This window comes from Leptospira ainazelensis, from assembly GCF_016918785.1.
In the GTDB taxonomy this organism is placed as follows: domain Bacteria; phylum Spirochaetota; class Leptospiria; order Leptospirales; family Leptospiraceae; genus Leptospira; species Leptospira ainazelensis.
Genome location: NZ_JAFFPT010000077.1, coordinates 1 through 26,171 on the forward strand (window position 1 = coordinate 1; position 26,171 = coordinate 26,171).

22 protein-coding genes are annotated in these 26,171 nt (G+C 41.4%); 12 read left to right on the plus strand and 10 right to left on the minus strand.

The window, feature by feature from the left end; all coding sequences use genetic code 11:
• The first annotated feature begins 662 nt into the window (after positions 1 to 662).
• Positions 663 to 1,616: an ankyrin repeat domain-containing protein gene (locus JWG44_RS18475; RefSeq protein WP_205276481.1), complete on the plus strand. Its 954-nt coding sequence runs from the start codon at positions 663 to 665 to the stop codon at positions 1,614 to 1,616.
• 4 nt (positions 1,617 to 1,620) lie between these two features.
• On the opposite strand, the gene JWG44_RS18480 is transcribed toward JWG44_RS18475, so the two are convergent.
• On the minus strand, positions 1,621 to 2,130 hold the full coding sequence (locus JWG44_RS18480) for an SRPBCC family protein (RefSeq protein ID WP_205276482.1): 510 nt from the start codon (positions 2,128 to 2,130) through the stop codon (positions 1,621 to 1,623).
• Positions 2,131 to 2,624: 494 nt separating this feature from the next.
• Here JWG44_RS18480 and JWG44_RS18485 point away from each other — a divergent pair, with 494 nt between their 5' ends.
• Positions 2,625 to 4,220: a methyl-accepting chemotaxis protein gene (locus tag JWG44_RS18485; protein ID WP_205276483.1), complete on the plus strand. Its 1,596-nt coding sequence runs from the start codon at positions 2,625 to 2,627 to the stop codon at positions 4,218 to 4,220.
• 71 nt (positions 4,221 to 4,291) lie between these two features.
• Here JWG44_RS18485 and JWG44_RS18490 read toward each other — a convergent pair whose 3' ends face one another.
• Positions 4,292 to 5,449 (minus strand): Ig-like domain-containing protein, encoded by a 1,158-nt coding sequence (locus JWG44_RS18490; RefSeq protein WP_205276484.1) that lies wholly within the window; start codon positions 5,447 to 5,449, stop codon positions 4,292 to 4,294.
• A complete protein-coding gene (locus JWG44_RS18495) occupies positions 5,446 to 6,291 on the minus strand; it encodes a FecR domain-containing protein (RefSeq protein WP_205276485.1) in 846 nt (281 codons plus the stop codon). Before JWG44_RS18495 ends, JWG44_RS18490 begins: the two co-directional genes overlap by 4 nt.
• 134 nt (positions 6,292 to 6,425) lie before the next feature.
• On the opposite strand from JWG44_RS18495, the gene JWG44_RS18500 reads away from it, so the two are divergent.
• Both JWG44_RS18500 and JWG44_RS18505 read left to right on the plus strand, forming a co-directional pair.
• Positions 6,426 to 6,710 (plus strand): hypothetical protein, encoded by a 285-nt coding sequence (locus tag JWG44_RS18500; protein WP_118982338.1) that lies wholly within the window; start codon positions 6,426 to 6,428, stop codon positions 6,708 to 6,710.
• A gap of 400 nt (positions 6,711 to 7,110) precedes the next feature.
• Complete coding sequence (locus JWG44_RS18505) at positions 7,111 to 8,433, plus strand: DDE-type integrase/transposase/recombinase (protein WP_205276486.1); 1,323 nt, start codon at positions 7,111 to 7,113, stop codon at positions 8,431 to 8,433.
• A gap of 377 nt (positions 8,434 to 8,810) precedes the next feature.
• On the opposite strand, the gene JWG44_RS18510 is transcribed toward JWG44_RS18505, so the two are convergent.
• On the minus strand, positions 8,811 to 9,311 hold the full coding sequence (locus JWG44_RS18510) for a hypothetical protein (RefSeq protein ID WP_205276500.1): 501 nt from the start codon (positions 9,309 to 9,311) through the stop codon (positions 8,811 to 8,813).
• Between the two features lie 942 nt (positions 9,312 to 10,253).
• Positions 10,254 to 11,372 carry a PHP domain-containing protein gene (locus tag JWG44_RS18515; RefSeq protein ID WP_205276506.1) on the minus strand — a complete coding sequence of 373 codons (1,119 nt, stop codon included), beginning with the start codon at positions 11,370 to 11,372 and terminating at the stop codon, positions 10,254 to 10,256.
• A 241-nt stretch (positions 11,373 to 11,613) separates the two neighbouring features.
• Here JWG44_RS18515 and JWG44_RS18520 point away from each other — a divergent pair, with 241 nt between their 5' ends.
• The 3 genes from JWG44_RS18520 to JWG44_RS18530 are packed head-to-tail and all read left to right on the plus strand — an operon-like array spanning position 11,614 to position 14,067.
• Positions 11,614 to 12,780, plus strand: coding sequence for a glycosyltransferase family 2 protein (locus tag JWG44_RS18520; RefSeq protein ID WP_205276507.1), 1,167 nt, complete (start codon positions 11,614 to 11,616; stop codon positions 12,778 to 12,780).
• 10 nt (positions 12,781 to 12,790) lie between these two features.
• Positions 12,791 to 13,336, plus strand: a complete 546-nt coding sequence (locus JWG44_RS18525) for a DJ-1 family glyoxalase III (RefSeq protein WP_205276508.1) — start codon at positions 12,791 to 12,793, stop codon at positions 13,334 to 13,336.
• The gene (locus JWG44_RS18530; protein WP_205276509.1) at positions 13,333 to 14,067 is read left to right on the plus strand and encodes an SIR2 family NAD-dependent protein deacylase; all 735 of its coding nucleotides are present in this window, start codon (positions 13,333 to 13,335) and stop codon (positions 14,065 to 14,067) included. Before JWG44_RS18525 ends, JWG44_RS18530 begins: the two co-directional genes overlap by 4 nt.
• Positions 14,068 to 14,134: 67 nt before the next feature.
• On the opposite strand, the gene JWG44_RS18535 is transcribed toward JWG44_RS18530, so the two are convergent.
• The 4 genes from JWG44_RS18535 to JWG44_RS18550 are packed head-to-tail and all read right to left on the minus strand — an operon-like array spanning position 14,135 to position 17,874.
• The gene (locus tag JWG44_RS18535; protein ID WP_205276510.1) at positions 14,135 to 14,743 is read right to left on the minus strand and encodes a glutathione S-transferase family protein; all 609 of its coding nucleotides are present in this window, start codon (positions 14,741 to 14,743) and stop codon (positions 14,135 to 14,137) included.
• A gap of 56 nt (positions 14,744 to 14,799) precedes the next feature.
• Positions 14,800 to 15,870, minus strand: a complete 1,071-nt coding sequence (locus JWG44_RS18540) for a DUF1574 domain-containing protein (RefSeq protein ID WP_205276511.1) — start codon at positions 15,868 to 15,870, stop codon at positions 14,800 to 14,802.
• A gap of 9 nt (positions 15,871 to 15,879) precedes the next feature.
• Positions 15,880 to 17,367 carry an MBOAT family O-acyltransferase gene (locus tag JWG44_RS18545; RefSeq protein ID WP_205276512.1) on the minus strand — a complete coding sequence of 496 codons (1,488 nt, stop codon included), beginning with the start codon at positions 17,365 to 17,367 and terminating at the stop codon, positions 15,880 to 15,882.
• Positions 17,368 to 17,370: 3 nt separating this feature from the next.
• On the minus strand, positions 17,371 to 17,874 hold the full coding sequence (locus JWG44_RS18550; RefSeq protein WP_205276514.1) for an NYN domain-containing protein: 504 nt from the start codon (positions 17,872 to 17,874) through the stop codon (positions 17,371 to 17,373).
• A 72-nt stretch (positions 17,875 to 17,946) separates the two neighbouring features.
• Between JWG44_RS18550 and JWG44_RS18555 the strand changes: the two genes are divergently transcribed.
• From JWG44_RS18555 to JWG44_RS18565, 3 genes are all read left to right on the plus strand, one after another.
• Positions 17,947 to 18,837, plus strand: a complete 891-nt coding sequence (locus JWG44_RS18555; RefSeq protein ID WP_205276516.1) for a hypothetical protein — start codon at positions 17,947 to 17,949, stop codon at positions 18,835 to 18,837.
• Between the two features lie 224 nt (positions 18,838 to 19,061).
• Entirely contained in the window at positions 19,062 to 19,553 is a 492-nt protein-coding gene (locus JWG44_RS18560; RefSeq protein WP_205276517.1) for an Mpo1 family 2-hydroxy fatty acid dioxygenase, read from the plus strand.
• A gap of 112 nt (positions 19,554 to 19,665) precedes the next feature.
• Positions 19,666 to 20,244 (plus strand): TetR/AcrR family transcriptional regulator, encoded by a 579-nt coding sequence (locus tag JWG44_RS18565; protein WP_205276518.1) that lies wholly within the window; start codon positions 19,666 to 19,668, stop codon positions 20,242 to 20,244.
• A gap of 2 nt (positions 20,245 to 20,246) precedes the next feature.
• Here the strand turns inward: JWG44_RS18565 and JWG44_RS18570 are convergent, their stop codons facing one another.
• A complete protein-coding gene (locus JWG44_RS18570) occupies positions 20,247 to 21,899 on the minus strand; it encodes a glycerol-3-phosphate dehydrogenase/oxidase (protein ID WP_205276519.1) in 1,653 nt (550 codons plus the stop codon).
• Between the two features lie 147 nt (positions 21,900 to 22,046).
• Between JWG44_RS18570 and JWG44_RS18575 the strand changes: the two genes are divergently transcribed.
• Positions 22,047 to 24,017 (plus strand): PP2C family protein-serine/threonine phosphatase, encoded by a 1,971-nt coding sequence (locus tag JWG44_RS18575; RefSeq protein ID WP_205276522.1) that lies wholly within the window; start codon positions 22,047 to 22,049, stop codon positions 24,015 to 24,017.
• A gap of 90 nt (positions 24,018 to 24,107) precedes the next feature.
• Positions 24,108 to 25,799, plus strand: a complete 1,692-nt coding sequence (locus JWG44_RS18580) for an FAD-binding oxidoreductase (RefSeq protein ID WP_205276523.1) — start codon at positions 24,108 to 24,110, stop codon at positions 25,797 to 25,799.
• Positions 25,800 to 26,171: the final 372 nt, after the last annotated feature.

Genomic DNA, 26,171 nt, shown 5'->3' on the forward strand with positions numbered 1-26,171 from the left:
CTCTTCGGAGCCACGACAAAAACCGGATCCTTTCGCAAGGAAGGATCCGGGGTGTTAGGTCACGCTACTTTTTCTGTCTTCAAAGTCTCATGAAAGCTCGGTAAGAAATTGCCGAGCTTTTTTATTTTCCGCAGAAGAATTTTAAAAGTCGCACCCGAGATTAGTTTTCTGCTTCACTGAAAGCCAAAACGCTTCGCATTTACGTCCATCTCGTCTCTAACTCAGCGTATCGCTTCTTTTGGCGCTCGACAGATCGATGGAGTGACCACTTCTTTTTTGTTATCAAAGTTAGATGAAAGCACTGCAAACAATGGCGGGATTTTTTTATCTTCAAAATGAGAAAGCAAAATACGGAACAGGGGTTTAACAGTTCATCGCGGTGTGGCTTACATTAGAGTTACTCCGAATCTTTTTTAAAAATGCTTCCTTTTTCGATTTTCAGAAACCGATTCTGAAGTATTTTTGAGAAAATTCAGAATCGATCTGCTTTCCGGACTCGTCTTCCCTTAAGGCCAAAGAAAAACCTGAAAAACAAATCATTTTGAGACGCGCAAAATATATAAATGAATCATTCCTGTCCACTTAGAAAGAACCGGAAAGTAGAGGGATTTTTCATTTGCAAAAAAAGAAAAATCAAAAGAACGAAAAGTCTCCTTCTTTAAATGCGAAAAAGAACCTCGAATCAAAACCACTCTTTTAAAATCCAGCCCTACATTGGTAGAATTTGGGCGAGATCCCTTTATCAGCTTTTTCTAATTCTCTCTTTGTGTTTTTTGATCGCCTGTTCCGCTTCCGTCTCCGAACTGATTCAAAGAGGGGAAAATCAAAAAGTAATCGCTGTTTTGGAAAAAGAGAGCGGCTGGAACAAAAGTAATGAATGCGAACCACCTCTTTCTACTGCGGCCCGATTTGGGAATATGGAGCTTTTAAAAATTCTTCTTTCAAAAGGAGCGGATCCTAATTTCCGAGCCAAGGGTTGCGCTCAAGAATCCGCTTTGATCTTGGAAGGGGTTTTGATCTCCAAAGATCGATTTTTTACCGCGACACATACTCCTCTTTCCCAGGCTGTGAACTCGGAAGTTGCAAAAATCTTAATAGCTGCCGGCGCAAATCCCAATTTCGGAGGATACAGACAAAACGATCCATCGGGAAAAGGCCTTTCCTTTTATCAATCCCCACTTTACGTTGCGATCTTGAATCGTAAATACGACCTTGCAAAGTATCTAATCCAAAGGGGAGCCTCGATCGAAATCTATAATCCGCTCACAGGTGAGAATGAACTCGAACTTTGGTTTACAAGCGTAGGAGTTCGATCCAAAAAAGATCAGGAATTCTTTCAGTTCCTGAAATCAAAAGGTCTAAACAGAATTCCTTCCTCTCCTCTGAAATTATCCGAAGGAGATAACCGAGTCCTTTCCTTCATTCACCTTCCCACACAAAAAGAATCAAAAGTTTCGATCCTAACTCTTCGGGAAAACGGAAGCCTCGAAAACGATCTCATCTATTTTGAACCGGAAAAAAAATACTTTCACAGTTCTGAATTTGTTTGGAAGGATTCCGGAAAGAATCTCTACGATTGGATTTTGCAAAGAAGACTGTATTTAAAACAAAAGTAAAAAACTATTTTTCGTTAGGAAAAACGATCTGTAAAATTTCGATTTCCTTTCTGAGATTCGCATCTTTTCCGATAAGGGCAAAAATCGCGCGAATGAAAATATTTTGATTTTCGGATTTTTCAAAAATCCTGACTTCCGTCCTATCTCCTTTGGCTCGGAGTCGGTATTCCCAGGTTCCTTTCATCCCAAAGCTGGATTCTTTCATAAGAATTTGAATCCTTTCGTTTTCTATCGACTCAGTCATCTCAAATGAAATAGACCCACCCGTATCCGTTTCTTCCTTCCAAACAGGCAACCCCTTCGCATTTTTTCCCTCGCGAAGAATTTTAGTTATTTCCTTTCTATATTTGGGTACACTTTCCAAATCTAAAAGGTGCTGATAAACTTTTGAAATCGGAGCATGGATCGTCGTTATGATTTCACCATCGAACTTTGGATTTGAAAAATAACCCAAAAGTACAAACCCGACTCCGAGAAAAGACAAAATCATGAGAATTCTAAAAGTTAGTTTCATTTTTTTCCTTTGGAAATCTTTTCCAATTTTTTATACAAAATAAATTTGTTTTACTGGGTACTCGTTTTCGTTTCTACATTTTGAAACCATTCCGTCAATACCAACTTTCTCAGAGAATTAAAAACTCTCATTCTTCTAAACTCGTCACTGCGAATCGGCGGTAAAAAATCTATCTAATCAAAGGTCTTTTCTCCAGTGAAAAATCCATTTCTCCAATTGGCTGGAAGAATCCGAATTACCGCTATAAAAACGCGCGTTAGGAATCTTTTGAGTGCATTTTTTTGCTTTTCTTCGCGTTGTTCCGGAGCTTAAACATTTTGAAATTGCGAAATGGGCATTTGATTTTTCCGAGTTTCGAATATTAGATCCTTTGCATTTATCGGATTCTTAGAAAATCTCCAGCCCCTTATTGGAATACCAGTCTATAACTCGAAAGTTTTGCTTTTCTTTTTAATCACTTTCATTAGCGTGAACTTCTTCAAAGGAGAATTCTCATGGGGACTGGATCTCAAACCAAAAAATCTTCGATTCACCAGATTTGGAACGACGGCGCCGTTGTGATCAACCGGATTCGTCTTGGCTTAGTGATCCTTTTTAGCCTTACTCTTATTAGTGTTTCCAAAACGAATCATCCCACTCAAGTGATTGCGCATATTATCGGCACCGGACTTATGGCGAGTTATTGTCTTTTGGAATTTATTCTTCATAGAACCGGTAAAGTGGGAGTTCGTTTTCAAAAGACGTTAGTCCTTTTGGACGTCAATATTCTTACGCTCACGCTCATTGCCGATTGTTCGATCGAACCAGCAGTTTCTTCCGGCATACTTTCGAATATGTTGCTTTTTTTTATTTATTTTTATGTGATGATCTACTCTTCTTTTTTGGGACAGAGGAGTTTTGTCCTTTTGGTCGGAGTTTTCGCCGCACTTGGAATCGCTGCTGCGATTTTTGTCGCATGGAAAGGAGGTATGATTCTTACCGAAAATCCGGAACAGGGAAAAATTCCCGGAAATATGATTTTTTCGGTTCAGATCGTTAAGATCACTTTCGTTTTCACGGCAAGCGTTATCCTCGCACAACTGATGAGTCTCTTTGCAAAACTCACGGACGAAGGTTCCAGACTTTACGAAGATTCCCAAATCATTCTTTCTAAACTCAAAGAAGATCGCCATAAATTGGAGAATTCCGCAGAAAGTTTGGAAAATTCGATTCGTAAATTTGCGGATTTTATCAATAATACGAGTCAGAAAATGGAATCTCAAGCCGCAGCTCTGGAAGAAGTCAACGCCGTTTTGGAGGAACTTTCCTCTTCTTCGTCTAACACGGCTCATTCGATCGAAACACAAAACGTAAGTCTTGTAGAACTCGCGACGGACTCGGAAAAATTGGGAGAAATTCTAAAAAACAGCGCGTCTCTTAACGAAGCGCTTACCGTTTTTGCTAAGGAGAATAAAGTCGATATGGATAACGTTATGATCGCCGCCGAAAAAACGAAATCTTATCTCGTAGATATTACGAATTCTTTTAACCGAGTGGACGAAATCAATCGTATCATGAGCGAGATCGCCGATAAGACAAATCTCTTAGCCCTCAACGCTTCCATAGAAGCAGCTCGCGCCGGAGACGCGGGAAGGGGTTTTGCGGTCGTAGCAAACGAAGTCAGTAAACTGGCGGAATTTACTTCGGCCAATGCAAAGTCGATTTCTGTAATCGTAAATCAATCTCGTAAATTTATCGAAGAGGCGCGAATCGCTTCCACTGAAACGGGGAACATGACCGAAAACCAAAAGATGAAAATTTTAGACACTGTAGAAAGGATCGATAGAATGAACGTTTTTTATCTGGAACAAAAATCGATCATTCAAAAGTTCGTTTCCGAAGTGAATCGAATCAAAACGACATCGGAAGAAATTCTCAGATCCACAAAAGAGCAAATGTTAGGTCAGGGGGAGATGGTTCAAACGATGGGACATCTTGGTATGGAAATCAACGGGATAAACGACGATTCCGGTTTATTGCAGGAAGAAATCATCAAAATCAAAACCCAGGCGTCCGAGCTGAGAGTTTTAAGTATCCAGACCGTAGACTAAACGGGGTTAGTCGGAAGCCGCGAGTTATGGAACTGCAGATTTCTTCGTTAGGAATTCTACTCTAACCTTTTTTACTTCTGTTGGATTTTTACGTTCGATTTTAGAGTAGGGGTTAAGACCGTATATTCCGTTTTTATGTTTAATGAGTTTCCTACTTTATCAGTCACCTTAAATTCAAAACTGTGTTTTCCAGGGTTCAAAACAAGCCCTTCCGCGTAGTTTCTAAATTCGTTTCCGTTCTGCTGAAATTGAATCGACCTAGTTCCCGAAATCAAGTCTTCGCATTGGATTTGTATTTCGGATTGAACGGGCAACAAATTTCCGGAAATCGGCTGTGGACTCACCCTACATATCGGCGGACTTGAATCTAAAATTCCAAAGATTGTTTCTTCGGCTTGGTTTCCTGCAAAGTCTTTTGCGCGAATCTGAATTCCAAAACTTCCGTCTTCTAAACTTTCCGGAATCTGAAACTTATAAGTATTTCTTTCTTGGGAATTGGGATTTACCGGTATTTTCCTTCCGTTTTGTAAAAAGAAAAATTCAGTTTCCGCGACTCCGGAAACAAGATCCACAACTTCCACCTGCAGACTTTGGTCTTTCCGCGTTACGGGAATCGATTCGAGACGAAATCCTTTTCCGATTTCGGCGCGAATCTGCGGTTTTCTAGTATCTTGAACGACTTCCATCAAACGTGTCCTTTCTTTTACTCCCGACGCGGTTTCGGAATAAAATTCAACATCGTTTTTTCCTTCTTGAAGACCCGAAATCGATCCTTGGTATTCTTTCCATTCTCCTTCGTTGACGCGAAAAAAAACTCTCACTCCGTTTCTGCCGACGCTTGGATTGTCTAAAACCAATTTTTCGTTTTGGGTAGGGGATAAGAGAATCGCATTTGTATTTGGGGGAGTTTTTCTTTCCAATCGAACAAAGGGACGGAGAGAATCGATCAGAATGGAGTCGGAAGGTTCCCCCTTAGACGACATTCTTCCAATACCTATCACTCTCACATAACGCTCGTTAGCTTCCTGGTAAAATAGAATCCTCTTTTCCTTAACGTTTAAGGTGCGAAGAATGATCTTAAAATCGGAACTATCGGAGAATTCCACGTCATACGATTGCGCTGCCGGGTCCGATTTCCAAGAAAGTTCGAATTCCTTCTTATCTTGTGCATTCACGTTTCCAATGTGTAAAAAAAGAAGTACGATCCAAAAAATTCTGACAAAACTCATTTATTTTCAAATTCCTTATCAATCTGAATTTTACTTGGAATCGGGAATGGTTCCACGGGGGCTTTTCCCTTTTCAACGTATGTGCCAAAACCCGCTTTTACCTCGACACCTTTTCCGGCGCCCTCCACATTCACAACACCTTCGAAACAACCCACATCCGTTCGTTGGTCTTCCTCGTTCCCTACATAAAATTTCGTTCCCCGAACTCCAACAACCGCCATCGGAGTACTGATTACGAGCTTTGTTGCAGATACGTTCTTTTTACTACTTTTGAGCAACGAAGACCTAACGTTCGCTTGAAGTTGTCCTTTTTCCAGAAAAATTTCGGGGGATCCTTTTTTTGAAACTGAGAAACTGGACTTCTCATAAATTTTAACCTTTGTTTCATTTTCCAAAAACACCAGAGAGGCTCCGGATTTATTTCCCGTTTTCAGACTTTCACCGTCTCTGAGGATTTGATTTTTAGAAACGGAATTCCAATTCGGATTATTCCCATCCTTTCCTTTTTTTGAATATTCAACCGAGCCGAAAAAAATTTCAAGAGACGCAATCGGTTGAGCTTCCGGTTCCACGATCTTTCTCAAATGAGAAGGAACCTTTAAAACCATTCCTTCCTTTATCAGAGAAGGGTTTTGAATCTGATTGTATTTTAAAAATTCTTTCCATTTTCCGGGATCGTTCAGGACTTCCTTTGCGATCTTTGTAAGAGAATCGTTCTTTTTAACCTTATATTCTTCCAAGGTTTTTTCGTCCGGATTGGATGCAGCGCTCTGTGAAAAGAGCGAAAAGGAAATCAAAAGGGAGAAGATACAAAAGAAAAATCCGCCATTTCTTAGAGTCATGAGTTCCGAGTTCCTTTTTTATATGAAAATTTATTTCGTAAATTTGTTGATAATTCTATAATTCAGAAAATAATATCTTGAAAATTTAGACGAGAGTTTTATCTATTTTCAGGTCAATAAGCGGGGGAATTTCAGTGTTTCAAAAATGGTTACAAACGGCGTTCTTTTTAACTCTTATCTTATTAGGATTTCTCGTTCCCGGTAAGGTATCGTCACAAGCAAGCGACGCTGCGGCGGCGATTCAAGAAGCTTGCGGTCGTTTGGTGAACGAGGGACTCTATAAGAGCTGTAAGGCGGCACCGGGATTTTCCGCATCTCAAGGCTACTACAGCCAATCCGCGCAGATCAAGTGTGAATGTATCAATAAAAAAGACAACGGTAAAACGATCGTCACGATCACATTGGGTCAGTACTATTGATATATAAAACTCTCGTTTTAGATATCAAATGAGAGTTTTTTCCAAAAGAATCCTCAATTTGTTTCGCATCTTACAACTAAAACGGTAACAGTTTAGATTTCATGGAATGAAATCATTGGGAATTTTTTTATCCTTTTAGGGAAATCTTCCGAAGGAATTGCGTAGGATGTCTTACAAAATTCGCGTACGGAGAAATATTTGAACACACTCAAATGGGAACCTTTTTAACGGTACAACCTTGCATCCGGGCCAATGCGACATAATATGTATTATCGGAAGTTGCCTGTTGCATCACATAAGAATCTACTCCAAACTGTTTTTGAGAATCACCTAAAAATCTACTCCAAATCTTAAAGAATCAGCATAGTGCATACTTTCCCTTAGATGGTTGAGGTGCGTTATGAAACTGAATCTACGGGAGAGACACATGGTCACGAAGATCTTCAAGGAGAGATACCGTTGGGCTTTCAAGAAAGAAAAAAGTCTGATCCTCGATGAATTCGTAGAAGTTACAGGATACAATCGATCCTATGCAAGAACGGTTTTACGAGGCTCTGGAGAGAAAAAATCTCCTTCAAAGCAACTTAGAAAAAAGAATCCTGTTTATGACGAAGACGTACGGAAAGCCTTGGAATTTATCTGGGAAGTTCTGGATCGAATTTGTTCAAGGAGAATGAAAGCCGCAATTCCGGAAGTCCTAAAACAAATCGAACACCTACAAAACTATCCGCTCAACAAACATCTCAAAACAAGACTTCTATCTATCAGCTCGGCAACCATTGATCGGTTACTCAAACGCATTCGATTCAAATTCAGAGGACGTGGCACTTCCACTACAAGGCAACCTCGGTTTCTCATTGATAAAATCCCGATCAAAACTTTCGGAGAATGGAAAGATACCTCTCCCGGTTTTACCCAAGTCGATCTAATCGCTCATAACGGCGGGAATGTGTACGGAGGTTTTTTCTCAACTCTCTGTGCAACAGACGTTTGCACCGGCTGGACAATTTGTATCTTAGTAAAGAACAAGACCGAATTTCAAATGCTAAAGGCCTTTTCCAGGCTCAGGAAGGCATTCCCATTCCCTTTGCTCGGAATTCATTCAGACAATGGTTCTGAATTTATCAATGATACGATTCTTCGCTTTGCGGCAAAATACCAACTTACTTTCACTCGTGGGCGCCCTTACAAAAAGAATGATAACCCGCACATCGAACAGAAAAACTATTCAGTCGTTCGAAGAAATACTGGCTATCTCAGATTCGATAAACCGGAACACGCAGAATCCTTAAAAGCCCTATATTCGTATCTGAATCTTTACAACAACTTCTTCTTACCCGTGATGATTCTGGTAGAAAAACATCGCATCGGATCCAAAGGCATTCGAAAATACGACAACCCAAAATCCCCTTACACTAGAGTTTTAGAAAAAAAAGAAGTTTCGAAAATCGCAAAGAAGGAATTGACCTCTTTCTATTCCTCCTTAAATATTTTCGAACTCAAAGAAAAAATCAATCAATTGCAAGCACAGATCGTTCGGTCAGCCGCACCGATCAGAAATCCAATCGAAAAAGTTAGAATCAGAAGAAAGAAAGGTATTACCCATACCATCCCGGTCTGGAGAAGAGAAATTAATTCAGAAACCAAAAATCCTTTTATCGAAAGACAAAGAATCGAAGAATTAAGACGAGCAAGTGAAAAAGTCTGGAACAACAGAAAGTAGTTTACGCCTTTCAAATTTGCCCCTATATTTGGAGTAGATTTTATATGATTCCCCTCTGCTCTTTCGAGTCGTTTTTTCTTGATGCAAGTCGGCCTGTTGCATCACATAAGAATCTACTCCAAACTGTTTTTGAAAGGTCTTCTGCTGTGTAATGTTCTTCAAAGAATTTCGAAAGTCCATTCCGAACTCAAACGGTTTTGCTTTTCTATCCTTTAAAGAGCTTCAGCCTCATTCGCGAAAGCTTACTTCATATTCTAAACCAATTCATTTTCAAAAACCTTACAAGATCCGATTTTTTTTAGAGAGAGATTTATAAAGAGAACCTCCAATCCTTAGGATAGAGGTTCTCTTTATATCAACTGCTTAAAAGGATTTGATTAGTTGAATTGAAAAGTCCCCGTTCCAGCATCCACCGTATTTACGATAATCGTATAGGATCCGGGAACATTAAACTGAATTTGTGCCGTGTTTGTAATCGCTGCGGCGCCCACGGTAAAAACGAAATCCGTTCCCGCTGCCGCAAGATTCACCCCTCTGGTGACCGGGCAACCTCCCTTATAAACGGCAACGCCCAGAGTTCCGGAATTTACTTGAAATCTAGCTACGCTACCTGCCACTGCTACAGGAATTTGGATCGCGCTGTATTGTCTATCGATTTGAGTAAACGAAAGCGTATACGGCACTCCGTTTGCAATCGCAGTCATAGAAGCAATCGGCACAAAAGTTCCCGCCGGTGAAAATGAACAAGTATTGTTGTAGCCGCCGGCCGCCAGCAACAAAGCCAAATAAGATGTATTATCATCCTCTTCTTTTGATTTGCACGCAGAAAGAAGTCCGATCAATACGATGCAGACCCCAATTTTTTTAACTATTTTCATTCGATAAGTCTCCGAAGTTTTTTTATACTTGGAGTTTATAAATCAAAAGAGTCAAGCGGATCCCCAACGTTATCTTCTCCTATGTTTGTCAGTTATTCCTTTCTAATTTCAAATAACAATGAATTTTAATAAATTAGTATTTTATAATATTGTTTAATTTCACAAATTGTAGCCGGAAATATCGGAACCGCAATAGAACAAGATCTGAAAAATCGGTTATTAATCGATTTCGGAAACGGTATTATTTAGCAATCAATACCCCGAGGAAGAATTTCTACTATTTTCTCCTTCTAAGAATTCGATGTCTTACTGAGGAACAAAGTCCGACTCCGCATTCGTTCATGTGGATTGGATTGGTTTTTATTCCGATAGGAAGGAATGACATATCCAACTCTTATTCCTTTTCGTCTAACGCAGATTTGACTAAAACCGAAAACACGCGCCTTCGTTTGTCTTGATATTTATCGACACAGCCCGTAACTCTTAACCCTCGGCTCGCTCGGACTGCGGCAAAATAGATCGCCCAGAGCGAAACACATCATTCGAGAGAGAATTCTTTATTCAACCGGAACATAAAAAACAACTGCCAAAAAACCATACTGTTGCAATTAGAAAGTCGCACTAGTAGAAACTCCTACAAAATTTCCGGTTGAGATGGAATTCATTCCAAATCACTTTCCTAGTATCCGCCTCCTCGACCTCCCATGACGCCAAAAACTTTAACGTATCGTTTCCTTACTCCGGCACGCAAAAGCAAGCCCTTGCCGTCGTTAGGACAGATTCTAAGATTCAATTCATTTGTGGTAAGATATGATTCTGAAAATCGATTGGGTTTGGGTGGGAATATTTTCTCGGACTTTCTGTGATTCCGACTTCTCAAAAACTCTTGGAGAATCGCCGGTATCCCTTTCTTTCAGTAGATTAGAATTTTATAATTTACTTTTAATCTTCTTTCGGTGTTTCGGTTCGATAAAAAGGATTTGAATAAAGAAATCCGGAGGGAAATGTCGCTTTCACAAGGACGTATTCGTCTTCTGGTAGAAACATGTATTCGCCGCGCGTCTTTTGAAATTCTTCTTTCAAAATTCGCCCACCTTTCCCGAGAAATTCCAACTTTAGGAATTTTTCAGGGAATTCCACTGAAATTTTCTTATCTTGGATCTTTAAATTTAGGATTCCGGGATCATCCATGTAATCAACGAGTTTGAGTACGGATACGTAATTTCCCCGTTTTAGATTTTTTATTACTTCTTTTCTATCGGTGGAATCGACGTTGAGAAGAATATAACGAGTAAACGCTTCCCCCTCGTTTTGATTGGAAAAAGTGAGTTCGTGAAAAATTCTTTCATACAACGGAAGTTTCATCGCGCGAATCAATTCTCCCGGGAAATAATGAAGATCGTCCCCACTCACGGCTAAAACGGAATACCCTTGATCCAAAAGCCGAATCCACTCGGAAACGGAATCTCCAAACGGCGAAAAAACCTCTACCGCATCTAAATTGCGAAGTTTCTCGACGTCACGATAAGAAATAGAACCTTCCAGAGTTGGATGTGATACGATTACGAAAGATCCTTCCCTTTGCATCCGATCAATGGTCCATTGAAGATTTCCTATGGTAGAATAAACCGGAAAAAAATCGAATACTGCATCATGAGCGCCTAACGCGAGAATATGTTTTCGATTGAAGTCCCTTCCCCATTCATAACCGGGAAAAAACTTTGGATTTCCAGATTCGATTCCGCTCACCTTTAAATAGTCGGTGATCCCGATGAGATCGTATTTTTTTTCGAGATATCGTTCTTGAATCTCTTTCGGATTGCTTCTAAACGGAGAAAAGCCGTCTCGATCGGAATGAAGATGAAAAGCCGTCTTTAACCACCTTTGTTTTGTCTGGGAATAAGGAGAATGAATAAAGGAGCCGTGAAAAGGGACAACCTTTTCCGATCTCAGAGGACTACTCAAAAACCAGGAAACCAAAAGGTGCATAAAAAATAAGAATAAAAGAATTCCGAGGATTCGAAACCAGACCTTTGGATTGATTCTTTTTTTGAAAACCATTTCCATTCCATTTCAAAAGTCTTGCTCAAAATGAAAAAAGTTTTTCGTTTTCCTTTTGTTTTTTACATTCTTCTTTTTTTTTCTCTTTTTCAAAATGTCAGGGATTTGTAATTTTTGAAATGGGAACAGTTCTTCGTCCTTCTAAAAGATTCGGAATTTTATTCTTAGATAAAAAACTAAGTAAGTGTACACTTAATTAATGGATTTACAGAATTTGCCAGGTTATAAATTCTGAACTCTAATGACAGCGCCTGAGATTTCCGTTATCCTGCCAACTTTTAATGAAAAGGAGAATGTTCCGATTCTTCTCCCAAAAATCGGAAAGGCGCTTGAAAAATACAAGTATGAGATCCTACTCGTGGACGACAACAGTCCCGATCGGACCTGGGAAGTCGCTGAGAATCTAAAAAAAGATCACAAAGAACTTTTTGTTCTTCGAAGAATGGAAGGTCGCGGTCTTTCCTCCGCCGTCCTTGCAGGAATGTCCATTGCAAAGGGAAAAGTTTTTGTAGTGATGGACGCCGATCTCCAACACGATGAATCCATTCTTCCCGATTTAGTAAAACCTATTTTGGAGCAAAAATCGGACGTAAGTATCGGGACCAGATACACAGACGGAGGCTCCACTTCAAACTGGTCTTGGATTCGAAAAGGTTTTAGCGTTTCCGCCACGGTTCTTGCAAAACTTTTTTTACCGATTCCGGTTTCGGATCCTATGAGCGGTTTTTTTGCGATCTCGAAAGAGTATTTTGAAAAAACCGCCGAGAATATCAATCCGAGAGGTTTTAAAATTCTATTAGAATTTTTGCATAGATCGAAAGTGAGTCCGAGAATTTCTGAAATTCCCTTTACCTTCCAAAATCGAAAATTCGGTAAGACAAAATTAGACGGTTCCGTGATCCGTAATTATTTAGTCGCGCTTCTGGATCTCCGTTTTGGAAAATGGATCTCCCCTACGTTTTTACTCTATTCCTTGGTCGGCTCCTCCGGCGTTTTCGTAAATCTTTTCGGTCTTTTGATCGGGGAAACTTTTCGGTTTCCGGAAATAACCACTCCGTTTCAGTTTTTAAACCCTCTGCACAGCTCCGTTCTTTTCGGAATTGAAATCTCCATTCTTTCCAATTTTTTCCTCAACAACTATCTTACGTTCTATGAAAAAAGATACGATGGATTCAGAATTATTCAAGGTTTTGTTCTATTTCATTTAGTAAGTCTTCTCGGACTTCTCATTCAAATCAGCGTTTTTCAATTCTTATATCATAGAATCTTTATCCCCGAGTTCAATTCTTCCGGACTTCTGATTAAATTCTTCTCAGATTCGCTTGCTATTTTAGCCGCGATGATTACAAATTACTTCTTAAACTTAAACGTTACTTGGAAAGGTTCCAGGGACGAATCTCGTTTTTGAAGGAATTCTTATGCCTAAAGTTTTGGTTCCATTCGCTGAAGGAATGGAGGAAATGGAAGCCGTCATCATCATCGACGTTCTTCGAAGAGCAAAAATCGAAGTCACAAGCGCATCGCTCAAGGAAGGTGCCGTCACTTCTTCGAGAGGGGTTCGTATCCTTGCCGATACCACTCTAAAAGAAATCGATTTTAAGGATTTCGACATGATCGTTCTACCGGGTGGAAACGGCGGCACAAAGGCCCTTTCCGTCGATCCTAAAATCGAGGAGCTCCTACAAGAAGCTAAGAAGAACGGAAAATGGATCGCCGCGATCTGCGCAGCCCCAAGTATATTAGTACATCAGAATATTCTTTCAAAGAAGGATAGGTTTACCGCCTTTCCGGGAGTTGTTTCCGACGCGCCTGGTTTTACGGGATCAAGACTTGAAATTTCAGGAAAGATCGTCACCAGCGTCGGGCCCGGATCCGCCTTTGAGTTTTCCTTGGAACTAATAAGAATTCTTTGCGACGAGAAAACGATGTTGGATGTAAAGGCAGGGCTTCAATTACCGAAATGAAAAACTTCCTAAAGTCCCATTCCGAAAAATTAAAAAGAATCACTGCGATCACAGGAGCCGGGATTTCAGCCGAAAGCGGGGTTCCAACATTTCGAGGAGCGGATGGACTTTGGAAAAGTTTTCGTGCGGAAGAATTGGCGACCCCGCAGGCGTTTCAAAAAGATCCGGAACTGGTCTGGGAATGGTATCACTGGAGAAGAAGTATCATCGAAAGCAAACATCCGAATGCGGGTCATCGTGCCCTCGCCGAATTGGAAAAAAGTCATCCCGATTTTTTTCTTGTCACTCAAAACGTAGACGGTCTTCATTCCAGCGCAGGTTCAAAGAATCTTGTCGAAATTCACGGAAATATCTTTATCAATCGTTGCAAATCCTGCGGAAACGAAATCAAGACCCTTACGAACGATTCCAAGGAAAAACTTCCGAAATGTAATCTCTGCGGTTCTCTTTTTCGACCGGGAGTTCTCTGGTTTGGGGAATCGTATGAAGAATTCAAACTCGATCTCTCGATTCAAAGGATGCAAAAAACGGATCTTCTTTTGATTGTTGGCACATCCGGCGCGGTAGGTATGCCGGTCTATCTCGCCGAAATAGCAAAAAAGGGCGGCGCCCTTCTTGTAGAGATCAATCCCGAAAAGAGTTCCTTTTCCTCTTCGGTAGATCTTTTTATACCGGGAAAATCGGGGGAAATTCTTCCGATTCTTGTGAGCGCGTTAATCGAGCTCCGTTAAGCCTCTCTGTCTCAAAAACCACGTAGATTTTTCGAGGAAAACAGAGGTAATCGTAAAACACGGTATATTAATTTTTTTGCAACTCGATTCCGGGCATAGAAACATAACCCGGCAAACTTTCAACACGTTGCAACCATTGTCGAATTTTGTCATAAGGTTTTAAATCGATCTTAGCTTCCGGCGCCAAAGCAATATACGGATACATTGCTAGGTCCGCAATCGTAGGTTTTTTATCCACAAGCCAAAAATTCTTTTCCAAGTGAATTTCCAGAAGATGAAGAAGTTGATTCGAAATTGCCGTCGCTTCTTCCAGATTTAACGGTCTCCCAAATTTATAGTGAGAACGTAACGCCGCCGGTCCTCTGGCGACTTCGTTTGCCGCCGTCGAAAGCCATTCCATCACCTTTGCGCTTCCGATCCCGGATATTGGAAACCATTCTTCTTTTCCGTATTCGATCGCAAGATAGACTAGGATCGCCTGGCTATCCCGGATAACAACTTCCTTATCTTTCAAAACGGGTACTTGTCCAAACGGATTCATCGTCAAAAAATTTTCGGATTTCTGTTCTCGTTCCGCGCCGTTTACTATTCGACTCGTATATTCCAAATTCAGCATAGACAATAGCATCCGGACCTTGTGACAGTTTCCGGAAACGGCAAATTCAAAAAGTTCCACTGTTTCTCCTATTTCCTTTTTTTGTATGAAAATATTTCGCGATCTTCATCCGATTCTTACTTCGGTAATCGTGTGAAGATAAAATCCGCGTAGTCGTTAAAACAACTCGGCGACATGTGTCCCGGATCGCTGAAATCGTCGCAATGATAACCAGGATCCTCGTTCATATTCCAAAACGCGGTTCCGGTCGATTGATGCAATCGATCCAATATCGGAATCATAATTTCGTATGGAGTTTTTTCGTCTTTCTCGTTGGTTAAAACCTTTCTCGTCTTATAGAGTTCAAAGTAAGGACGGGAGACGCGCACCCAGATTGTCGCGTAAGGAACTCCCAATCCTTTTGCGATGGAAATCGCGTTTTCCTGATTGGACAACATCTTCGGATTGAACGTAAACGGAGTCAGATATGATTTAAAATCCGTATTCGATCTTTTTTTGAGTAATTCCGGCGACAAGACGATCTTCGGACTCGAATCGGAGGTTGCACTTCCCCTCTGCTTTTTTAGATTCTCCGTAATTTCGTCCCGAAGTTTGGTATAACCCTTTGCCATCAAACCCCCGTCCTTTGCACGGGCTCGAATGACGTTCCAACGAGGTCTATTCTTAAGTGTATGAAACAATTTTTTTCCAATATAACCGGTTAGATCGGAGGACGAATAACGATCCGCGTGACGAAAAACAAACGAAGGGCTGAGTCCGTAAAACAAGACCTCGTCCAAGGTCAAAACGGAAGAAGAATTGAAGATTTCGATCGATTCGTCCATCAAGATAAAATCAGGCTTGATTCCTTCGGATTGAAACCGTTCCAACCAAAAAAGATAATAATCGGGAGATCCACCCGGAACCGAAAAATTAAACAAAATCCAGTTTGGATATTTTTTCTCTATATAATCGTTTCTAAAAAGAAGGGCTCTGGAATTTCCAAAATAAACCAGAACCTTCTTTCGCTCTTTTTCTTTGAGATAACCTTTTAGTTCTTCGAATAAAAATTCTTTATGACGAAAGTTGAGATCGGAAAGTGTGAGAGAATAGTACGGCTCTAAAGTCGTGGAACTGATCATCTTATCGATGCTAAAGGCAATGATAAAGATGACAAAGGGAACGATTAGAAAACGATTTCGCAACATTCAATTTTCCTAAAACTTGTAATAGATAAACGCGCCCGAATCTTCCGAAAACAAAGCGAGCAGAAAAAGTGTAAGAACTCCTACACACGTAAGGAGCCAAGGATCATACTTTCGAAAACGTTTCCAAAAATCGGGAACATACTGAACCCAGTTAAAAAGAACAAGCGCTAAGAATAGATAGAAGAATTTCTCCACATTCTCCATTTGATTGAGAAGAAAAAAAGAATTACCGTCCACAAGTCGCCCCGCTTCTCCGATCCAGGCCGTATTTACCGAACTTGAAATTTCCGACTCGATCGAATTCGGAGCATTTTTAAAAATCCCAAGTACGTGTTGCACCATCGTGGTCGCGTTATTCGCCCGAAACAATACGGCGCTAAAGGAGAATAATAGAAAGACGGTTACGGCTTTTAAAACTTTTAGAACCGCGTTTTTTTCCGGAGTTAATTTCCAACCGAGAGTATTCTCCAGATAACGTTCTCCCGCGAGCAAAACTCCCCAATAAAAACCCCAGGCTATAAAAGTATAATCCGCTCCGTGCCAAAATCCTCCGATCGTCATCGTAAGAATCAGATTGAGATGGGTTCTCCACTGAGCCGCTCTACTGCCGCCTAACGAGAAATAGATGTAATCCCGCAGCCAAAAAGACAACGTTATATGCCATCTCTGCCAGAGTTCCCTTCCGCTTAAGGAAAAGAACGGAGCCTTGAAATTTTCAGGAAGAGAAAACCCGAGCAACGCACCCACTCCCCTCGCCATATCCGTAAGACCCGAAAAATCGCAAAAGACCTGAATCGAATAACCGATTCCAGCGAGTATCAAAGATGTGGAATCGTAAACTTCCGGGTTGGAAAAAATCGGAGAAATTAAACCGGAAGCAGGATCCGCGATCAAAACTTTTTTGACAAGGCCGCTGATCATCAAATAACTTCCGTTATAGATTTTGTCCCGATCGGGTTCCAAATTTTTTAAGTTCGGAAAAAAATCCCCCGTTCTCATGATCGGCCCCGCGATCAAAACCGGAAAAAACAAAACAAAAAGGAAATATCCTTGGATCGAAATGAGTTCGCTTTCCGGATTTCTTCTCGCGTCGACGGCGGCGGCGATCATCTGAAAGCTGTAAAAACTGATCGCAAGCGGAAGAATGATGTGAACGATTCCCTGGATCTCTTGAAAGAATGGATAACCCGTAAGATCCGCAAGAACTCTCGAAAAGAAATAGAAGTATTTAAAAAATCCGAGATTGATACAGTTAAAAAGAACGGCGGCGATCATCCACTTTTTGGAATTCTCGCGATCGAGTTTGATCTTCTTATAAAAAAAGTAATTGAGAAGAATTACGAAAACGAAGTGAAAGAAAAAAATCCAGGAAAACCAGATATAAAAAAAGGCGCTGGAAAGAATCAAAAAATCGGGACGATTCTTCTTGGGAATCAACCAATAGATCGTATAAACAACCGCGAAAAAAATCGCAAAGGTAACGGAGTTGAACAGCACTGTTTATCTGCCCTTCCTAAATAAATTTTTCCAATATTCCAGTTCGTCCGAATTCAGTTTTTTATCTTTGAATTCTTCGCTGTCAGGCTCTGCCTTTTTAGGAACGGCTTCTGCGAGAACCAAAACCGCAAATTCTTCCGAAGAGATCGGACGAGCTCCCCATTTTTTTGCGTGAAAAAAAATCTCTTTGTCCGAACTGACCACTTGCACATCCGAAGGTCGAGCTTGTGTACGAACAAACTCTTTGATCAAGTCGTCCGCCTTTCTTTCTCGACTAAAATATACATGCAGTTTTCCGAACGTTTCCTGATATACTTCGCTAGCGATTTCCTTTTTACCGTCGAAGAAAACGTGAAACGTTAGGTTTTTCTTTTTTTTTGAATACAACTCGATCAATTCCAAAACCGCCGCTCTGGCTTTTTTGAGTTGGTTCTGATACATCAATTCTTCCGTTTCCGGAAACTTATAAATCAGATTGAAACCGTCAATCGCCACTTGTGAATACATGGAATTGTAGTGACCAGAATCCCATTCTCGTAAATACTGTAAACCAACCTTTCCAGGGAGATTATGAGTAAAATGGCTGATTCCGAACGTAATCCGGTCCGGGTCAACAAATTTAACGTCTGGCATTTTTATCTTTGGCTCCGCGCTTTGCCTGGATCCGGGAGAGATCTGTTTTTACTTTCTCTTGCGGCCTTCGACGTTCTTCTTCTTTTGATCTACAATTCTTATAAAGAATTTCTTCCCAAAGAACTCTATGCCTACGTCATCGGTTTTGACTTTTTTGTTCTTGTGATTTGGGGAGTGGAGCTCATCACAAAGTTTCGAAAATCCAAGGATCCCGGAACTTACTTCTCGATGAATTGGTACGAAGTTGTGGGAGTGATTCCATTCTACTTTTTGAGGCCCTTTTTACTTTTGAGAGGAATTAAGATTATCATCGCATTCTACAAGTTAGGTCAATCCGGACAAAATCTAAGCGATATCGTTACGAGAGAAATTACCTTTCGATTTCGGGATGTGATCGTAGATACGATTGCGGACGCCGTCTTTCTGCATTCTTTGGAAAGAGTGGAAGAAGTGATGATCCGTCTCGATTATAGCCAACTCGCCAAACGCGCGTTTGAACTCCACCAAACTCAGTTTAACGCAAAGGTGAACGAATCTCTTCAGTCCAAATTCTTATTGGGAGAATTGTCCCGCATTCCGTTTATGGGAGAAATTTCCAAACGACTCGGAGAGGATATCAGTACGATGATTACGGACGTTCTCGAAAACGAGGTTACGGGCGAGATCATGAAACAAATCACGGAAGCGATTCTCAAGGAAATGGCGAATCACGTAAAAAAACTTCCGATCGAAAGAATCACACGTCCTCTCGAAGTCGAAAGTTCTTTGCAGGAGACACAGACGATTCTTAAAAAAGAGGAAGGTTCTTCGGAGAATTTGACCGAATCGGAATCATGACCGTCTTACCGACAACCGACTTTTGAAATCCTTCGCTCCTTTCAACCCAAAGTTCTTTCGATTTTACAAATCCTCTCGGGGTCCAAAACGCCTTGGAATGCGGAGACAAAAACTCAAAAATCGGATAAATGAGATTTTCGATTTTATTCAAAGGGTTCGATAAAAAACACTTGCGAATCTTTTTCGAACGTTTAAAATTTTTAACCGAGAGGAGTGTTTGATTTATGAAATCCGTAGAAACTTGGTTTGGCGAATACGCCGACAGTCACAGAAATCCAATCAATAAAAATATCCATTGGATCTGCGTTCCCTTGATTTACTTTACCGTCATCGGTCTTCTTTGGTCGATTCCGGTTCCTTCTGTTTTTGCATCCGTTCCCTATTTAAACTTCGCGACCATCGCGTTCGTGTTGGCTTTTGCGTTTTACATTCGACTCTCGCCGGCCCTTGCCTTTGGAATGTTGCTTCTTACTTCGCTTATGATCTATCTGATCGTTCTTTTACAAGCGACCGTTCTTCCGGTAATGATAGGAACTTACGCGTATGGACTTGTCGATCTTTCGATCACAATCTTTGTATTGGCGTGGATCGGACAATTTATCGGCCACAAGATAGAAGGTAAAAAGCCTTCCTTTTTTAAAGACATTCAATTTCTGATGATCGGACCGATCTGGCTCTTAGGTTTCGTTTATCAAAAACTGAAAATCGCATACTGATCGTTTCAGTCGATCTCTTCGGAATCGTTTCCACCCAATCTTCTTGACCGGTGGAAGCGCTTCCATCATCACGTATACGAGTTGTGGATAAAAAATAGATCGAGGGGTTCCAATGCCAAAGATAGTCAATCACGAAAAATACAAAATAGAAATTCTATCCAAGTGTGTGGATATCCTCGCAAGAAGGGGATATTCTGCGGTTTCCATGAGAGAAATTGCAACCGAGTTGGATGTTTCCACCGGAACTCTCTATCACTACTTCGCGACCAAAGAGGATATTTTTAAAGAATTGGTGAAGTTCGTCCTTATGAAGGACATAGAAGAATTACAACTCTACTCAAAGGGCAATCCCGGGCAGACGCTTGAAACCAGAGTCGATTCTCTTTTTCAGATGATCCAATCGAGAGAATCCTATTTTCAAAATCTGCTCTACATCATTTGCGACGTTTCCAGACTCAAAAATCACGAGGAAGAAAAAGTTCTGATCGCCGACGCGATGAAAGAATACGTGAACATCATCACAAAACATCTAGGAGTTACAAATCCGACCTTAAATCGGATTTTGATCAGCGTAATTTTAGGAACCGTGGTTCAAAGAATCGTAGACGGAGAGGCGATCAGCTTAGGCGACACCTCGGAAGTCATCAAAGATTTTATGGCGGTGATTCTTTCCAATTCCTTTACATTCTAAACTCAAAAAATCCGATATCGCTCTAACACTGCCTTTGTTTCTTTTTGAATCCGACTCGGATTCCACTTGAGATTTTTAGCAAGGGAACGAATCAAACGGTTCGTTTCCTTTTCTTCGGGAAGCCCCGGAACTCCGACTCCGGACCTACGGAAGAAAAAATCGGTAGCAAATCGAATGTCTTCCCTTCCCGCGATAAATTTCAATTCGCTTTCAAAGAATTTTTCCCCATTCTGCAAAGTATAAAATTCTTCTTGGGAACCGCTTTTAGAAAGAATGGAATACGACTGGGATCCGTAACGTGCCGCAACGGTTTCAACCAATTCTCCTCTTAACTTTGGAAATTTTCGACTCAAATCGTTTATCAAGGAAGAAAGATCCGAATAGTCTCCGGTCGCAGGAGGAATAATTTCGGTTTCACAGGCTCGATATTCTCCGGGTAAAAATTCCACAATCTTGTTAACCACCGCTTCGCCGACGGCTCGGCTCGTTGTGTATTTACCTCCCATCGCGGTAAAAAATCCGGGGAACCCGGCGTCCTTGTGATCAAAGATCTCGGTCTTTCGGGATGCGTTGTAAGTGGAGGTCTTTTCGCTCGGATCTTCCACCAAAGGTCTCAAACCACCGTAATAAAAATCCACGTCCTGAAGCGTTAGATCCGTATAACCAAAGGAAAAGTTGACTTCGCTTAACAAATCTTCGATATCCTTTTTGGTCACTCGAAATGCGTCCGGATTATCAGGATACTCGGTGTCCGTCGTACCGATGATCGTTTTATTTCTCCAAGGAATGATGAAAATATGGGTTCCGTCTTTTTTTTTGGTAACGATCGTTTTGTCTCCGCAGATCTTTCGTGTGACGACGTGGATCCCCTTGGAACGAACCAAATTTTTATCGGCAGGTACTCCCGCCAGGGATTCGACAAAATCAGCCCAAGGGCCGGCGGCATTGACTACACATTTCGTTCGGAAAGAACTTTCTTTACCGGTTAACTTGTCTTTGGCGACGACTTGATAGGTGGAATCGTTATTGCGCGTTATGGAAATGACTTCCGTATAATTTTTAGCCTCAGCTCCTTTTTCCCTTGCGGAGAAGATAAATTCGGAAGTATGGCGTTCCGGATTGAGATTGAGATAATCGTAGTAAAGATAAGAACCTTTTAGTTTTGCCCTTTCCAGTGTCGGGGATTCCATGATAGTCTGTTCTTTCGATAAAAAGCTGTATTTTGGAATCAAACGGTCTTCCGAAATATTCTGATTACGATCAAAAGACAAGGCGTTGTACATTTCCATTCCGAGTTTCAAAACAATTCTTTCCGCTTGAGAATACACGGGCACAAGAAAACCCATCGTCTGCACGGCGTTTGGCGTGATTCTGGCGAGAGTGGCTCGTTCTCGAAGAGACTCGCGAACTAGACTCAATTCAAAATTTTTTAAATAACGTAAACCGCCGTGGATCAGTTTAGAAGTGGCCTGACTTGTTCCGGACGCGTAGTCGTTTTTTTCCAACAAAATCGATTTCAAACCTCGTAACGTCGCATCCCAAAGAACGTTTGCGCCGGTAATTCCCCCGCCGACAATCAAAAGATCGTATACGGAAGAAGTAGAGCCTTTAGAAACAATTGATTTGGTAGAAGTTGACTTTGTTTTTGTTGCCATAACTAGTATTGATTTTTTTAAAAATGGCGGGGTCAATCGCTTTTAGCCGGATCCCGAAAAATCAAGAATTTTATAAAATGATATTAGAGTGTATAAATCCGAAAACCTGATTGAAAAAATACGAAATGAAGTAACCTTAGGGATACGATGCCCTTGATCCAAACTGTCAAAAAGTATTTCCGACTTTTCTTTGATATTCATGAGGATAGAATCCGTTACGCGAAAGAATACGTGGACGATCTCCACAGACAAGCTCGGCTTCTCCATTATCCAGGATCGATCATCGGAACTTTTGTCTGGTTGGGTTTCGCGTTAGACACCGATCGAAAACTTCATCCTGAATTTCCGGAACTATTCTACTTTCGAATCGGATTGAGTCTGCTCAGCGTCTTCTTTTTGATTTCGATAGCGATTGATCGGTTTGTCGGTACTCGTCTGCGAGGAAAAGGATTGGAATGGGCCTACATCGTATTCGTCTATCTTTTAAACGTAACCGCTTTTTTTACAGGGAGAATTGCAGACGACCCGAATTACGTTTCCGGACTTCAGATCGTTGTGATGTCCATGGTCTTTATGCCCTTTCCAAGGAGGATTTTGATTCTACTCTATTCCTTTTCCATTCTCAGTTTTTTGGCGGCGGTTTTTTTATATCGCCCGAATCTTTCCACCGATCAGGCTTCCTATTCCATGCAGAATCTTGCAATCAGCTACCTCCTCGGTTTTTTCAGCGGTTTTATCGTAGAGCGGTATCGATTTTCCAACTTCGTGAGTCATTTCAAAATTTTGGAAAAAAACCGGGAAATTTCGGAGAACATGGAACAGATCCAAGGATTGAAGGAAAAACAAGACGGGGATTACTTTCTTACCTCTCTCCTTTTGGATCCGTTGATCGCAAAAAAAACCGAGACCGGTGCGGTCCAAATCGATTTCGCCTTAAACCAATATAAAAAATTCCAGTTTAGAGAAAAAGAATACGAATTGGGTGGAGATTATCTCAGCGCTTACGATCTGACTCTTCAAGGAAAAAAATTCAAAGCGTTTATCAACGGCGATGCGATGGGGAAATCGATCCAAGGAGCCGGCGGAGCTTTGGTGTTAGGTGCGGTCTACAATTCGGTAATTATAAGATCTAGAATGGATCCCGATTCCGCAAACCGTTCGCCGGAACGATGGCTGAAGGATTGTTTTACGGATCTTCAAAAAGTTTTCGAAACCTTTGACGGAAGTATGCTCGTATCCGCAGTTCTCGGTCTTGTGGAAGAAGATACCGGAACATTATACTATTTGAATATAGAACATCCGTGGTTGGTTCTCTACCGCGACGGTAAGGCCTCCTTTATCGATCCGGAGACCCATTTTTATAAATTGGGAGTGGGAGGAATCAACGGACAAGTGTTTGTCAAAGTTTTTCAGATGAAATCGGGTGATAAGATTTTCTGCGGTTCCGACGGTAAGGATGATCTTATCCTGGATGCGAACTTCGAAGGAAAGAGAAAGATCAACGAAGACGAAACCGAATTCTTACGAAGAGTGGAAGAAGCCGACGGAGAATTGTCCAAAATCGAGGATCTCCTTTTGACGGTAGGGAGTTTTTCGGACGACTACAGCCTCTTATCGATCCAATTTTTGGGAAATCCTTCGACTCCAATCCAACAGGATCGATTCTCCAGAGCCAAGAAGGCGGCTCTTTCGAAAGATTTTGTAGGAGCTCTTACGGTCTATGAAGAATCAAACGGCAAAAACGATCTTTCCTCCGAAGAGCTCAAATTTTTCGCGAGACTTCTGGATAAAGCCGGAAAAGTCTCCGAAGCTCTTTCCAAAGCGAATCAAGCTCTTACCCAGGATCCGGCGGACCATGAACTTCTCCTCTACACTTCACTCCTTTCCAAAAGAAATTATTCCCAAACAAAGGATGTTTCACTTCTCCAAAAGGCCGAAGAACTCGGAGAACGATTTCGACTTCGATTTCCCGATCACGTTAAGAATCTGATCCATCTCGCTGACGTTTACCGACTCCAAGGAAATCGGAACCGAGCTTCCTTTTTGATCCAAAGAGCCGGGGAACTGGAACCCGAAAACGAGCGAGTCAAAGAACTCAAAGAACTTCTTCATTCTTAAACTACCCAGAATTCTGTTGCGAAATTCGATCGAATCCAGATTCTTGTGCTTCGGACAGTTTTATCCTTCCTTCGGAGAATTAGAAAGAATATGTTTTATACCGAACTCAATGCAAAAATAGATTATTCAAGAGATAACTTGAGATGGAACGCCTGGGGAGCCTATGGCCAAGACTTTTTCAGAGTGGGTCAGATGCAGGAAATTCTTGCATTTCTTTCCGACGAATTCCAGGTCACTGAAATTCGCAAAACTCCTCCCGTAGCTCTGGAAGAAGTTACTCTTCCTAAATCCAATCTCAGTCCCGCTCAAATCCGAGAATTGAGTAAGATCAGCGGGTCCAAACATTTCTCTACCGAGCGCAGAGAGAGAGTTTTTCATTCCGCGGGGAAAAGTTACTACGACGTTCTCCGACTTTCCTTTGACAATCTCAAACACTTTGTGGACGGGGTTATCTATCCCGGCAAAGAATCGGAAATCGCAAAAATTTTAGAATACTGTTCCAAAAATCAAATCACAGTCATTCCGTTTGGCGGAGGCTCTTCCGTTGTGGGAGGTTTGGAAGTTCTAAAAGGAAAAGGACAAAAAGCGGTTCTTTCCTTAGATACTACCCGAATGGATGCGCTCGTTCGTTTGGATAAGGAAAGTCATCTTGCGACATTCCAAGCCGGAGTCTACGGACCCAAATTGGAAAAACTCCTAAACGATCAGGGATTTACTCTCGGACATTTTCCACAGTCTTTTGAATATTCCACACTCGGAGGTTGGATCGCAGCGAGAAGCGCGGGACAACAGTCCAATCGGTACGGGAAAATTGAGGAAATTCTTACCTGTCTAAAAGTAGTAACTCCTTCGGGAATTGTGGAAACTCTGAGAGACCCGGCCTCTTCCACCGGACCGAATCTGAACCAAATTTTTGCGGGAAGCGAGGGGCTTCTCGGTATTATCACCGAAGTCACGATTAAGGTTCATAAACTTCCGGAGACAAGAAAGTATTTTGGAATCGTATTTCCGAATTTTTCCGCGGGTTTGAACTTTATCAAGGAAGTAAATCACAGGGAAATCCCTACTTCTATGATTCGACTTTCTGATACAAACGAAACTCGTTTGTATCAGACGTTAGGCACTCTTGGTAAAAAAAACACCCCGGGCCGTTGGTTGAAAAACAAGATCCAAAACGCGGTCCTAAGTTTTAAATCGATCGGAGAGGATAAATGTGTGATTCTTCTCGGAATGGACGGCACCAAAGAGGACGTTTCTCAAAATTTTTCTAAAATCAAAAAGTTCATCCCTATGTTCGGCGGGCTGTATGCGGGAACTCATCTTGGGGAACAATGGATTCATTCCAGATACAATATGCCCTTCCTACGGAATCACGTGATGGAAAACGGAATCGGTGTGGATACGATGGAAACCTCCACGACCTACGATCGTGTTCTTCATCTTCATAAGGAAGGTGTCGCCGCTCTGGAAAAATCGATTCCGGGTTCTATCGCGATGTGTCATATCTCCCACAGCTATCACGAAGGTGCCTGTTTGTATTACACGATCATTTTTCCGATGGACTCAAAAAAACCGGAGGACCAATGGTTTAGAATGAAACGAACCGTTTCGGATTGTTTTATCCAAAACGGCGCTCCGATTTCCCACCACCACGGAGTCGGCTTTGATCACAAGTCTTGGTATGAAAAATCAACTTCCAAACCTGCACTCTTGGGTTTGAAAGCGTTTAAGAAAGAAATCGATAAAAAAGAGATTTTGAATCCTGGAAAAGTTTTCTACTAAGAATAAGAATCGTTTCACAAAAAAGGCACTGAATCATAAAAAAAATGTCGGAACAACGACGCTTCTCCGTGAAAGCCGCGCGCCCCGCCCAAATTTCGGGTGGTGGAGGCGGGTCCGTGGGAAAACTCCCGGTGACTTTGCTCTATCAGAAAATTAACCTTTTTGCAAGTAGATTCTTTCTTCAAATCTGTAGGAGCTCCTACAGATTCTCCGCGACAACTCAATGCGCCGCTCTCTACGGATCGCGACACAGGGAAAAATCAACTTGTCCACAAGAACAAAAACCTTTCTCAGACTGTAGAACCTCCTACAATATTTGAATTTTCCGAAAGATTCCGATTCTTGCTTTGTACAAATTAAAGCCGGCGATTT